Below are 13,755 nucleotides of genomic sequence, written 5' to 3'. Positions count from 1 at the left end.
AAGCTAGCAAATGCTAGCTTTTTTCTTTTTTACACCGATAAATTACTAACGTTTTTGGATCGCGCCATATACCGTTATGGAGAGATAATTCCTTGTTGATTTCTTCTGTTAGCCATTCTTTCATCTCGGCTTGAAGATACATATTATCGGGTATATTTAACGATGGAAACATGCTGGAAATATAGTTTACTATTGGGGTAGCATGATCAAAAACGAGCGCATTATGAATAACTGTTTCTTCAACCGTTTGAAAAGCAGATGCTACTATCTCTTTACCATTTTCTAAACAAAATGGAGAGACTGCTGGTGATGTTTTCGGTAGATCAAATGCGTCAAGCATGTTGTTACACATTTCAACTATACGAGGTAATGAAACTTTAGAATTTGTTGTAGCTAAAAGTGTTCCGCCAGAACGAATGACTTTATAAAAGCCTTGAATTGTTTTTTCAACATCTTTCACATGGTATAACATATGTCTTGCAATTATTAGGTCATAACAATTTGTTTCGAAAGGAAGTTTACTAGCGTCCCCTCGTTTCCATTCTATTAAGTTATTTATTTTAGCAGCTTCAGCAAGCATAGCTTCGGATTGATCAAACCCGGTTAATGGGCCTTTATGACCATTTGTTTGTAAAAGGGAAAGGAATTTTCCACTAGCGCACCCAACCTCTAATATGTTTTCATCCCCTTGAAGGTGTAAATGTTCAATGACGATCTTATCTAAATCTACGTGTTTTTCTTCGTAATGTGTATGTGTGTCGATGCGTGTTTGTAAATGGTTGCTAACGTTATATTGACGTTTTACATCATTCATTTTGTCACATTCCGCCTTTGTGCAAAATTGTTGGATTGCATGTGTTAATACATCTGTTTTCTTTAAACCTTCGTAATGGAGTGCTGATTCAAACCTTTCAAGTAATTTCTCTTCAATTCGAAAATGAATATCTTTTCGTTTTGTCACTGAAATTTCGCCCCTTTGCATCTGTTAGTGAGACTATAGCACGTCTGGAAATTTTGTGTAAATCATTTGTGTACACAAAATTAGGGGGATGAAAAAAATGTTTGAATATGATTTTAAACTATTGACGATTTAACCGTTTTCATATATTCTTAAATTAAGTAATATTCAAATAATTCAAAAGAAATGAGAGAGTCACATGCTTCTTCAAGGAACACATCGAATTGGTCGTATGGCCATGCTGTTGGCACTTGCGGATGAGAATGAAAGTCCTGTATTATCCATTCCAAAAGGTTGGAAGTATTGTACGGGGAAAGTGGGTTCGATGAATTCGCAAAAGGTTGTCGCAGCAATGGAAACAGCGGCTAAAAGCAACCAAGTTATTGAAACAGACGTTTACAGAGAAACACATGCACTTTATCATGCAATTATGGAAGCTTTGTACGGAGTGACGAGAGGTCAAATTCAGTTAGCAGACGTTCTTCGTACAGTAGGACTTCGTTTTGCGATTGTGCGCGGTACACCATACGACGGGAAAAAAGAAGGCGAATGGGTTGCTGTTGCATTATATGGAACGATTGGTGCACCTGTAAAAGGATCTGAGCATGAGGCGATTGGTTTAGGAATTAATCACATATGATTTGCCCATAGTCTATTAGTTAGAAGGGGGCCTTACTTTTTTAGGACAGAAGTCTGTCTTAAAAAGATAAGGTCCCCTTTTGCCTTTTTAAGGAGGAAAAATGATGATTACGTTAACAGGACATACATTGACAGTTGAAGAAATGAAGAGGTTATTACTGGAAGGAGAAGGTGTAACAGCTTGTCCAACTAGTATGCAAAAGGTAGCGGAGTGCCGCGAAGTAGTTGAGAAAATTGTAGAGGACGGAAAAGTCGTTTACGGTATTACAACTGGATTTGGAAAGTTTAGTGATGTGCTTATCCAAAAAGATGATGTAAAGGCACTTCAACATAATTTAATTCAGTCACATGCATGTGGGATAGGTGATCCATTCCCGGAAGAAGTATCGCGCGGAATGTTAATTTTACGAGCGAACACGATGCTTAAAGGAGTATCAGGCGTAAGGCCGCTTGTTGTAAATATGCTTCTTGAGTTTGTAAATCGTAAAATTCATCCAGTCGTTCCGCAACAAGGTTCACTTGGTGCAAGTGGAGATTTAGCGCCTTTATCTCATCTTGCGCTCGTATTATTAGGCGAAGGTGAAGTGTTCTATAAAGGGAAACGCGTTCATGCAATGGTTGCTCTTACAGAAGAAGGGCTTGAGCCAATTGAACTTGAAGCGAAAGAAGGTCTTGCGTTAATTAATGGTACGCAGGCGATGACAGCACAAGGAGTTCTTTCTTATATAGAAGCAGAAGCAACGGCGTATCAAGCTGAACTAATTGCTTCGATGACAATTGAAGGGTTACAAGGCATTATTGATGCATTTGATGAAAATGTTCATAAAGCACGTGGTTATAAAGAGCAAGTGGATGTAGCAAGCAGAATTCGTGACATTCTTCATGATAGTAAGTTAACAACAAAACAAGGAGAACTACGTGTACAGGATGCCTATTCACTTCGTTGTATCCCGCAAGTACACGGTGCTTCTTGGCAAGTATTAAATTATGTGAAAGAAAAATTAGAAATTGAAATGAATGCGGCGACAGATAATCCGCTAATCTTTGATGGCGGGGAAAAAGTAATTTCAGGTGGTAATTTCCACGGTCAACCAATTGCATTTGCGATGGACTTCTTAAAAGTAGGAATGGCAGAACTTGCAAACATTTCAGAGCGTCGTATTGAGCGTTTAGTAAATCCGCAGTTAAACGATTTACCGCCATTTTTAAGTCCAGAACCAGGACTTCAGTCTGGTGCAATGATTATGCAATATGCTGCAGCGTCACTAGTTTCTGAAAATAAAACGTTAGCACATCCGGCGAGTGTTGATTCAATCCCGTCATCAGCTAACCAAGAAGATCACGTAAGTATGGGAACAATCGCTTCACGTCATGCACATCAAATTATTCAAAATGTAAGACGTGTTCTTTCAATTGAAATGATTTGTGCGATGCAAGCGGCAGAATATCGCGGGATTGAAAACATGAGTACAGTGACGAAGAGCTTCTACCATCAAGGGCGTCAGCAAGTACCATCTATTACAAATGATCGCATCTTCTCAACGGATATTGAAAATATTGCACATTGGTTAAAAACGAATTATTCGATAAAAGAAAGATTGGATGTAAACGCAGCACTATAAAACGAGAAAAGGGAGAGATTGAAATGGAAAAAGTAAAACAAACAATTCGCGCGCCAAGAGGTACAGAGTTACAAACGAAAGGGTGGGTGCAAGAAGCTGCACTTCGTATGTTAATGAACAATTTAGATCCGGAAGTTGCTGAAAAACCAGAAGAATTAGTTGTGTATGGCGGAATTGGCCGTGCAGCTCGTAACTGGGAAAGCTATCAGGCGATTGTAGATTCATTAAAAACGTTAGAAAGCGATGAAACGTTACTTGTTCAATCAGGAAAACCAGTTGCCATTTTTAAATCACATGAAGATGCACCTCGCGTTCTGTTAGCGAACTCAAACTTAGTACCAAAATGGGCAAACTGGGATCACTTCCGAGAACTAGAGAAAAAAGGTCTTATGATGTACGGACAAATGACAGCTGGTAGCTGGATTTACATTGGAACACAAGGGATTCTACAAGGAACATATGAAACATTTGGTGAAGCAGCTCGTCAACATTTCGACGGTTCATTAAAAGGTACATTAACACTTACTGCTGGTTTAGGTGGTATGGGTGGTGCACAACCTCTTGCTGTAACGATGAACGGCGGTGTTGTCATTGCTATTGATGTTGATAAGCGCAGCATCGATCGTCGTATTGAAAAGAGATATTGTGACATGTATACAGAATCATTAGAAGAAGCATTAACTGTTGCGAACGAGTATAAAGAGAAGAAAGAACCAATTTCAATTGGCTTGCTAGGAAATGCGGCAGAGATTTTACCAGAACTAGTGAAGCGTGATATTACGCCAGATTTAGTTACAGATCAAACATCTGCTCATGATCCATTAAACGGTTATATTCCAGTAGGTTACACATTAGAAGAAGCAGCGAAACTTCGTGAAAAAGATCCAGAACGTTACGTACAATTATCAAAAGAAAGTATGACAAAACATGTGGAAGCGATGCTTGCGATGCAAGAAAAAGGTGCAATTACATTTGATTATGGAAATAACATTCGCCAAGTTGCTTTCGATGAAGGTTTGAAAAATGCTTTCGATTTCCCAGGATTCGTTCCAGCATTTATTCGTCCATTATTCTGTGAAGGAAAAGGGCCATTCCGCTGGGTAGCACTTTCTGGTGATCCAGAAGATATTTATAAAACAGACGAAGTAATTTTACGTGAGTTCGCTGATAATGAACATTTATGTAACTGGATTCGTATGGCACGTCAACAAGTTGAGTTCCAAGGACTTCCATCACGTATTTGTTGGTTAGGTTACGGTGAGCGTGCGAAATTTGGTCGCATCATTAATGAAATGGTTGCAAATGGTGAATTATCAGCACCGATTGTTATTGGTCGTGACCATTTAGATTGCGGATCAGTAGCATCTCCAAACCGTGAAACAGAAGCGATGAAAGACGGTAGTGATGCAGTAGCTGACTGGCCAATTTTAAATGCATTAATTAATAGTGTAAACGGTGCGAGCTGGGTATCTGTTCACCACGGTGGTGGCGTTGGTATGGGTTATTCACTTCATGCGGGAATGGTTATCGTTGCAGATGGAACAGAAGCAGCAGCAAAACGAATTGAGCGCGTATTAACTTCTGATCCTGGTATGGGTGTTGTTCGTCACGTGGATGCAGGGTATGACTTAGCTGTGGAAACTGCGAAAGAAAAAGGCGTTAACATTCCGATGATGAAATAAGGAGGAGAAAACATGCTGGACACTTTACTAATAAATATCGGTCAATTACTAACAATGGATCAAGAAGATGGCTTGTTAAGACGGGAAGCGATGAACACGCTTCCTGTTATCGAAAACGGTGCGGTTGGAATTGAAAATGGTGTAATTACTTTCGTTGGAACAGCGGAAGAAGCGAAAGGATTACAAGCGAGAGAAGTTATTGATTGCGGCGGGAAAATGGTTTCTCCTGGTCTTGTTGACCCGCATACTCACCTTGTATTTGGTGGATCTCGTGAAAATGAAATCGCACTAAAACTACAAGGAGTTCCGTACTTAGAAATTTTAGAACAAGGCGGAGGCATACTTGCAACTGTAAATGCAACGAAACAGGCGTCGAAAGAAGAACTTGTTCAAAAAGCGAAATTCCATTTAGACCGTATGCTATCTTTCGGAGTTACTACTGTAGAAGCGAAGAGTGGTTATGGATTAGATGATGAGACGGAATGGAAACAATTAGAGGCAACAGCACAATTACAAAAAGAGCATCCAGTCGATTTAGTTTCCACATTTTTAGGTGCTCATGCAGTTCCGAAAGAATATAAAGGTAGATCGAAAGAGTTTTTACAATGGATGTTAGATTTATTACCAGAAATGAAAGAGAAACAATTAGCGGAGTTCGTTGATATTTTCTGTGAAACAGGTGTGTTCTCTGTGGAAGAATCAAAAGAATTTTTATTAAAAGCGAAAGAGCTTGGCTTTGATGTGAAAATTCATGCAGATGAAATCGACCCTCTTGGTGGTGCGGAAGCAGCGGCAGAAATCGGTGCAGCATCAGCGGACCATTTAGTTGGAGCTTCTGATAAAGGGATTGAAATGCTTGCAAACTCGAATACAGTAGCAACATTATTACCAGGAACAACTTTCTATTTAAATAAAGAAAGCTTTGCTCGTGGTCGTAAAATGATTGATGAAGGTGTTGCAGTTGCGTTAGCTACAGACTTTAACCCAGGTAGCTGTCCAACTGAAAATATTCAGCTTATTATGAGCATTGCGATGCTAAAACTGAAAATGACACCAGAAGAAGTTTGGAATGCCGTAACGGTTAACTCATCATATGCTATTAACCGTGGTGATGTAGCTGGGAAAATTAGAGTTGGTCGTAAGGCAGATTTAGTTTTATGGGATGCTTACAATTATGCTTACGTACCGTATCATTACGGCGTAAGTCATGTGAATACAGTATGGAAGAATGGTAATATTGCATATACAAGAGGTGAACAATCGTGGAGCACGGCCACTATTTAAAGAAAAATGCAAAGTTTATTGATCGTGAAGTGACAAAATGGAGTGAGATGATTAAAGATTGGGAGGAAGGCGTAGAAATATTCGGTGCTGCCTTAATTGGAGCACCCCTTTCTAAACCATCTATTAGTCATTCAGGAGCAAGTTTTGCTCCAAAGACAATTCGTGCGATGTTAGATGCATATAGCACATATGCAATTACAGAAAAACACGATATGAAAGAAAGTGTCTTATATGATTGCGGCGATATTACGATGCATGTGACGGATATAAAAGAAAGTCATAAACGAATTGCGGAAACAGTTGGTCATGTAACGAAAGTAAACCCGAACATGATACCAATCGTTCTTGGGGGTGACCACTCGATTAGTTTTCCGAGTATAACAGGTTTTGCAAACAGTAAAGGAAAGGTCGGAATTATTCAATTTGATGCTCATCATGATTTACGTAATTTAGATGATGGAGGCCCGTCAAATGGTACACCATTCCGTAGTTTACTAGAAAATGATGTCATTACAGGGAAACAACTTGTTCAAATTGGAATTCGTAATTTTTCTAATGCACGTGCGTACCATGAATATGCAATAGAGCATGGTGTAACAGTGTATACAATGAAAGACGTACGAGAGCGAGAAATAAAAGATATTATCACGGAAAGTATTGAATTATTAAGAAATCAAGGTGTGACTTCTATTTATATTTCTCTTGATATGGATGTGCTAGACCAAGCGTTTGCGCCAGGTTGTCCAGCAATTGGGCCTGGTGGAATGGATAGTACGACTTTACTAGATGCGATTGAATTCCTTGGTAAAGAACCGCTCGTTCAAGGGATGGATATAGTAGAGATTGATCCAACTCTTGATTTCAGAGATATGACGAGTAGAGTAGCAGCGCAAGTGATTATGAGTTTTCTTTTAGCGAGGGAAACGGTTAGTAAGCAAGTTAGTATATAGACGGAAAAGTAGATCTTTATTTATGCCTTAACAAAAACACATCACTACTTAAATGTAGTGATGTGTTTTTGTATTAAAAGAGAATGAATGTGTGTGGAACCGTTAATGGAATTGCGATTTTTATAGTGTATTGTGTAAATTTAATTTCTTGCTTCTGAAGTATTGACGTGTAAAATAATTTTATGATAAAATAAAAATTTTGCTAAAAAACTAAAAGTATGTTAAGCTTGAGAAGGTTACCATATATGGAGGTGGATTATTTGTTTCAAATTGGCGATAACATTGTTTATCCAATGCAGGGAGCAGGTATAATTAAAGCCATAGAAGAGAAGGAAATCTCAGGAGAAAAACAACAGTATTATGTTATAAAAATGTCGGCTAGTAATATGGAACTAATGATTCCAGCAGGGAGAATATTGAATTCGAATATACGTCCAGTTACGGATATAACCGCATTAGCACACATAATGGATATTTTTCAACATGGGGAATCAGATAGATTACTTACATGGAAACAAAGGTATAAATTGAACACTGATAAAATAAAGACGGGTAAAATGCAAGAAGGTGCTGAAGTTGTGCGTGATTTAATGCGTATACAGAAAGAAAAAGCACTTAATGCAAGCGAAAAGAAGATGTTAGATAACGCATATGAATTTTTGATTAGTGAACTGGGATTAATTGAAGGTATCACAGAAAATCAGATAAAAAGCTTTTGTTAAGGTTCATTACAAATAATGTATTATATCCCAAAAAAGATCTTGAATTTTTTGGGAACATAATTATAGAAAATTTATCATTTCAAAGACATTCAACTCTTTCAAACCACTTTTAGAGCATTACCTCTATTGTTATTACTACAATCAAATCCATTTTTATTTTTTAATTTCATTTATGAATGTTCGAAGTTTAATTGAATACTTCGATAAAATAGTTACTTGATTTTTGCAATCCTGATTCACACTGGCACGGACGAGGAGCCGTAAGGATGAAAGAGAGGTAGGGCTTTCATTGTTTTAGGTATATAAGTTATTATTTTTAGAAGAATACTGAACCATTTTTACTTCTATTGATAAGGTGTTTTTTTTATTAAAGAGATAAACGAATTGACAGCCATATATGGTCAACAAAAAAGGTTTCCTCCTAAGGAAACCTTTTTAATATTATTTATAGCATTTTATTTTTTGGATATTCGAATTTTTTATTGTAAAGTCGTAAAAATTGACGTTACTATCTAAAAGTAAGTATGATGCGGTTATAGTAAGATTTTTTAGGGGGAAGAAAAATGGCAAGTTCAAGTAATAAAGCAGCGAGTATTTATGAAGGAACAAATGTAAATGCTGGGGGATTTTTTGAAAACGTTGAAGAAACAAAGTTGTTTGATCCAATTCAAGTTGGAGCTTGGTCTCTTCGTAATCGTATAGCGATGGCACCGATGACAAGATGCTTTGCAGATAATGAGACTGGAGTAGTTGGTGCGGATGTAGTGGAGTACTACAGAAAACGTGCTGCGGATGGAATTGGACTAATTATTACAGAAGGAATTGTCATTAGTCCGAGAGCAAAAGGAAACCCAGGAGTACCAGGTATTTATACACAAGAGCAAATCGATTCTTGGAAACCTGTTACAGAGGCGGTACATAAAGAAGGCGGGACGATTATTGCTCAAATATGGCATGTTGGGCGTATGAGTCATCATGAAATAATTGGTGGTCAAATGCCACAAGCACCGTCGGCTATCGCTGCAGAGGGAAATGTTCCACGCTTTCGTAAACCGTTTGATACGCCAGAAGCAATGACGTTAGAAGAAATACAAGAAGTGATCGGGCAATACGCACAAGCTGCGAAAAATGCGATCGAAGCTGGATTTGATGGAGTAGAAATTCACGGTGCACACGGATATTTAATCGATCAATTTACGTATGAGTTTGCAAATAAGCGAAAAGATAAATATGGCGGTGATTTAAAACAAAGGTTAACGTTTATGAAAGAAGTAACGGCGGCTGTAATAGAAGCTGTTGGAGCTAATAAAACACTTCTTCGTTTCTCTGCTTTCAAAGGTGATAATCCTACTTATATGTGGGAAAACCCTGAGTTTGCAATTGAAACGTTCATAAATATGTTTAAAGAGGTTGGGTTAACGATGATCCATCCTTCAACGATGAATTATACCCAAGAGATTGCTGACGGAAAGAATTTTCATCAACTAGTAAGAAAATATTGGGATGGTACGATTGTTGGGGTTGGTAATTTAAATCCGAAAGAGGCCGAAGAAGCGTTGCAAGAAGGAACGATTGATGTAGCGGCATTCGGAAGACCGTTAATTGCTAATCCAGACTTTGTTCATCGAATTAAACACGCTGAAAGTTTAGTTGAATATGACGCGAAAGAGCATCTTGCTACGTTAGTATGAATAAAGATAAAAGGAGAGCACATCTAGTGTTCTCCTTTTATTATGGAATTTCATAGGGGGAAGCGGGATGAGTGAAACGCTACTCGTTATTATTAGTATATTACTATTTTTAATGTTGCTTTTAATCGTCTTTTTTATCATTACATTTTTTATAAAAAAACGAACACACCATTCTATTTTAAAATTACATCCGTACTTAGGAAGAATGCGCTACTTACTGGAAAAGATAGGGCCTGAATTTCGACAATATTGGTTTGATCATGATACGGATGGAAAGCCTTTCTCACGTTATGATTTTCAAAGTGTTATGTTTTTAGCGAAATATCGCTCTGAAATACTTGGTTTTGGATCAAAACGAGATTTTGAAGCTTCTGGATATTATATTGCTAATACATTATTTCCGATATTAACTGAGGAATTAAGTGTGAATCTCACGCAAGAGCGGGAAGGTAAAAAGTACGTGATTCATAAAGAAGGGTTATTTTCAAGAAGAGAAAAATTGACAGCGGATACAACGAATCTTTGGCTGTACGAAGAAGAAGATGCAATTATAGTCGGTGAGAACCGTAAATATCCGTGGAAGCTACATGGCATGTTTGGTGCATCTGCGACTTCTTACGGTGCGATTGGAGAAAATTATATTTTAGCGAGTGGTTTTGGAGCAAAAATGGCAGGCGGATCGTGGATTAATACGGGTGAAGGTGGCGTTATTCCAGAACATTTACATACAGGAGCGAATATCGTTGCGCAAATTGGTCCAGGGTTATTTGGATACCGTGATGAAGACGGTAATTTTTCAATGGGAAAATTCATGGAGAAAGCGAAAGAAAGTAATATTAGAGCATTCGAATTGAAATTTGGGCAAGGTGCTAAAATACGTGGTGGTCATTTAGAGGGGCAAAAAGTAAATGAGAAAATTGCTTCTGTTCGCAACGTCCGAAAGGGAGAGACGATTAATTCACCGAATCGATTTTCATTTTTAAAGAATGCAGCGGATACACTTTGTTTTATTCAACAGTTGCAAGAAAACAGCGGTAAACCAGTTGGAATGAAAATTGTAATTGGTCAGCAGGAGCCTTTGGAAGATTTAATAAAAACAATGAAAGAACTAAACATTTACCCAGATTTTATTACAATCGACGGTTCAGAAGGCGGGTCAGGGGCAACGTATAAATCGATGGCAGATTATATGGGACTGCCGCTTATTCCAGCATTACTTACATTTATTGATACAGCAAACCATTATGGTGTTCGTAACAAGTTTAAAGTATTTGCATCGGGTAAATTAATCACACCAGATAAAGTGGCGATTGCTTTAGCGATTGGGGCGGATGCTGTAAGTTCAGCCCGCGGATTTATGATGGCAAGCGGCTGTATTATGGCCCTTCAATGTAATTCTGGCCAATGTCCATCTGGTGTAGCCACGACGAATCCGCATTATCAAAAAGCGTTAGATCCGTATGAGAAGAAGTGGCGAGTCATGAATTATATTATTAGTATGAGATATAGTTTATTTTCATTAGCGGCAGCGGCGGGAGTGAAGAGCCCGCGCCATTTAACTAGAGAGCATATTGTTTTTAAAGACGAGGTGGGGAGAGTAGTTCCTCTTTCGGAATTGTTTCCTATAGTAAATCAAACCTAAAAGTATATTTGATATGTAAGATTTTTTTAAGGAATAATCATATTTTTGGAAAAATTAGGAGTATAATAGGGAAGTATTTTTAAAAATGACTATTTTTAGGGAGAGATTCACTTGCAGCAAGGTTCGTACAGTATTACAATTTTTTTACTCGTCATAGGGCTCGTTATATTTAGACGCATGCGCTCTATGAATCGACCAATTAATAATAAAGGAAGACGACTACTATTGCCATTATTCTTCTTATTACCAGGTTTTTCTTTATACGCAGCACCGATACAACTTGCTGGTTGGCAAATTGGTATAGCTGCTGGGATCGGACTGTTATTGTCAATTCCACTTATTATTTTAAGTGGGTATGAAGTCAGAGAAGATGGTCAAATTTATGCAAAAAAAAGTATCGCTTTTATTGCTACATTTTTAGTTATCGTTCTTTTACGTGCTTATTTTAGAAGACATTTACAAGGTCTAGATCCAAAGTCAATCGGCATTCTTTTCTACACTCTTGCGGTTTGTTATATAGTACCTTGGCGTATTGGATGCTATATGAAATTTCGTAAAGTATATGTAGAGAAAGCAAAATTTGAGACGTCAATAAGCTAAAAGTCATACATTTGTATGGCTTTTAGTTTTTAAAATTTATCGGGTAAAGGAATGAAAATAAGGTGTGAAAAAACACTCTTTAATTTTCAGAATATTATTACTTTAATCTCTTGAAAAATCATTGTAATCCACTGGGATAAAGGCGTTTATAAAGGTTTTCACATGTAATGAAAAGTGCTCGTTCACTTGAAAGAACAAAAAATGTTTGTTAAGGTAGGGAACCATAAGCGAAAACAAGAAAATAGAAAAAGTCATTTTTCGAAATTTTGAATGGCTTATGGACTAAGGGAGAGATTTGGTGAAGATTGAAATTATGGTTTCGCTTGCTATTTATATGGCAGGTATGTTGTATATCGGATATTGGTCTTATAAGAAGACATCCGATTTATCAGATTATATGTTAGGCGGGAGGGGACTCGGCCCAGCAGTTACAGCTTTATCAGCTGGTGCTTCTGACATGAGTGGTTGGATGCTAATGGGATTACCTGGTGCGATGTATGCAACAGGATTATCAAGTGTATGGATTGCGATAGGTTTATTAATAGGTGCGTATGCAAACTATTTAATCATTGCCCCGCGTTTACGAACGTATACAGAAGTGGCAAATGATTCAATTACGATTCCAGACTTTTTAGAGAATCGGTTTAAAGATCGTACGAAAATACTTCGTTTTGTCTCCGCTATCGTCATTTTAGTATTTTTCACATTTTATGCATCGGCTGGTTTAGTTTCAGGTGGACGTTTGTTTGAAAATTCTTTTAACCTTGATTATAAAATTGGTTTATTTGTAACAGTAGGTGTCGTTGTTGCGTATACACTATTTGGTGGCTTTCTAGCCGTAAGTTGGACGGACTTTGTGCAAGGTTGTATTATGTTTATTGCGCTTGTACTAGTGCCAATTGTTGCTTTTACGGATGTCGGTGGTGTAACAGAAACATTTAATACGATTAAGCAAGTCGATGCATCGCATTTAGATATGTTTAAAGGGACCACAATACTTGGTATTATTTCATTTTTAGCATGGGGCCTTGGATATTTTGGTCAACCACATATTATTGTCCGCTTTATGGCAATTACCTCTATTAAAGATTTAAAAACTTCTCGTAGAATCGGTATCGGTTGGATGACGATCTCAATTATAGGTGCAATGCTTACTGGTCTAATTGGTATCGCCTATTATGCTAAAAATAATGCGACATTACAAGACCCAGAAATGGTCTTTGTAACATTCTCAAATATTTTATTCCATCCGTATATTACAGGATTTTTATTATCAGCTATTTTGGCTTCGATTATGAGTAGTATTTCCTCACAATTACTTGTTATTTCAAGTGCAGTAACGGAAGATTTCTATAAAACATTTTTCCGTCGTAACGCAAGTGATAAAGAACTTGTATTTATCGGTAGGCTGTCAGTATTAGTTGTAGCGATGATTGCAGTTGTTTTAGCGTATCATCCGAGTGATACAATTTTAACGCTTGTTGGATATGCTTGGGCAGGATTTGGATCAGCATTTGGACCAGCAATTTTATTAAGTTTATATTGGAAGAGAACGAACAAATGGGGCGTTCTTGCTGGGATGATTGTCGGTGCATTAGTTGTTATCACTTGGGTACAAATTCCAAGTTTAAAAGCGACTATGTATGAAATGGTACCGGGATTCTTCTGTAGTTTATTAACTGTTATCGTTGTAAGTTTATTAACGAAAGAACCCGTTAAGGCAGTTCATCGTGAATTTAATGAGATGGAAGCAGTACTGGAAGAAGAAAAGAAATGATTTGCAAAAAGAGTAAACGGTGAATAGCGTTTACTCTTTTTACATGTAAAATGAAAGTAAGGACTTATTGACAATAAAAAATAAGTAACTTATAATAAATCTTAAGTTCGAGATAAATAATGTTCATAATGAAAATTTATTATGGTTATAAATCGAACAAATATTTTTTGTGAATTATCTTGAATTCG

The 13,755-nt window shown here is 37.3% G+C and carries 11 protein-coding genes; 10 read left to right on the top strand and 1 reads right to left on the bottom strand.

Features of this window, described 5'->3' with window-relative positions:
• Positions 1-13: 13 nt before the first annotated feature.
• Positions 14-961, bottom strand: a complete 948-nt coding sequence (locus tag ACTFRU_RS06455; protein WP_044306940.1) for a class I SAM-dependent methyltransferase — start codon at positions 959-961, stop codon at positions 14-16.
• Positions 962-1,157: 196 nt separating this feature from the next.
• Here ACTFRU_RS06455 and hutP point away from each other — a divergent pair, with 196 nt between their 5' ends.
• From hutP to putP, 10 genes are all read left to right on the top strand, one after another.
• Positions 1,158-1,598, top strand: a complete 441-nt coding sequence (gene hutP, locus ACTFRU_RS06450; RefSeq protein ID WP_000926516.1) for a hut operon transcriptional regulator HutP — start codon at positions 1,158-1,160, stop codon at positions 1,596-1,598.
• Positions 1,599-1,701: 103 nt separating this feature from the next.
• On the top strand, positions 1,702-3,219 hold the full coding sequence (hutH, locus tag ACTFRU_RS06445; RefSeq protein ID WP_000631874.1) for a histidine ammonia-lyase: 1,518 nt from the start codon (positions 1,702-1,704) through the stop codon (positions 3,217-3,219).
• A gap of 23 nt (positions 3,220-3,242) precedes the next feature.
• A complete protein-coding gene (gene hutU, locus ACTFRU_RS06440; protein ID WP_000416711.1) occupies positions 3,243-4,901 on the top strand; it encodes a urocanate hydratase in 1,659 nt (552 codons plus the stop codon).
• 12 nt (positions 4,902-4,913) lie between these two features.
• Entirely contained in the window at positions 4,914-6,185 is a 1,272-nt protein-coding gene (gene hutI / locus ACTFRU_RS06435) for an imidazolonepropionase (protein WP_000887539.1), read from the top strand.
• Entirely contained in the window at positions 6,164-7,135 is a 972-nt protein-coding gene (gene hutG, locus ACTFRU_RS06430) for a formimidoylglutamase (protein WP_000399850.1), read from the top strand. The genes hutI and hutG overlap by 22 nt, the downstream gene beginning before the upstream one ends.
• A gap of 260 nt (positions 7,136-7,395) precedes the next feature.
• Positions 7,396-7,857, top strand: coding sequence for a CarD family transcriptional regulator (locus tag ACTFRU_RS06425; RefSeq protein WP_170317877.1), 462 nt, complete (start codon positions 7,396-7,398; stop codon positions 7,855-7,857).
• 563 nt (positions 7,858-8,420) lie between these two features.
• Positions 8,421-9,548 carry an alkene reductase gene (locus ACTFRU_RS06420; protein ID WP_440037541.1) on the top strand — a complete coding sequence of 376 codons (1,128 nt, stop codon included), beginning with the start codon at positions 8,421-8,423 and terminating at the stop codon, positions 9,546-9,548.
• A gap of 67 nt (positions 9,549-9,615) precedes the next feature.
• Positions 9,616-11,190, top strand: coding sequence for an FMN-binding glutamate synthase family protein (locus tag ACTFRU_RS06415; RefSeq protein ID WP_000005171.1), 1,575 nt, complete (start codon positions 9,616-9,618; stop codon positions 11,188-11,190).
• Positions 11,191-11,301: 111 nt separating this feature from the next.
• Positions 11,302-11,790, top strand: a complete 489-nt coding sequence (locus ACTFRU_RS06410; protein ID WP_001183922.1) for a cytochrome c biogenesis protein CcdC — start codon at positions 11,302-11,304, stop codon at positions 11,788-11,790.
• A 298-nt stretch (positions 11,791-12,088) separates the two neighbouring features.
• A complete protein-coding gene (gene putP / locus ACTFRU_RS06405) occupies positions 12,089-13,567 on the top strand; it encodes a sodium/proline symporter PutP (RefSeq protein WP_000687591.1) in 1,479 nt (492 codons plus the stop codon).
• Positions 13,568-13,755 lie beyond the last annotated feature (188 nt).

Origin of the sequence: Bacillus cereus group sp. MYBK220-1 (assembly GCF_051916445.1) — a bacterium.
In the GTDB taxonomy this organism is placed as follows: domain Bacteria; phylum Bacillota; class Bacilli; order Bacillales; family Bacillaceae_G; genus Bacillus_A; species Bacillus_A cereus.
The sequence above is the reverse complement of the archived record's forward strand: the minus strand, read 5'-3'. Positions and strand labels throughout refer to the sequence as shown.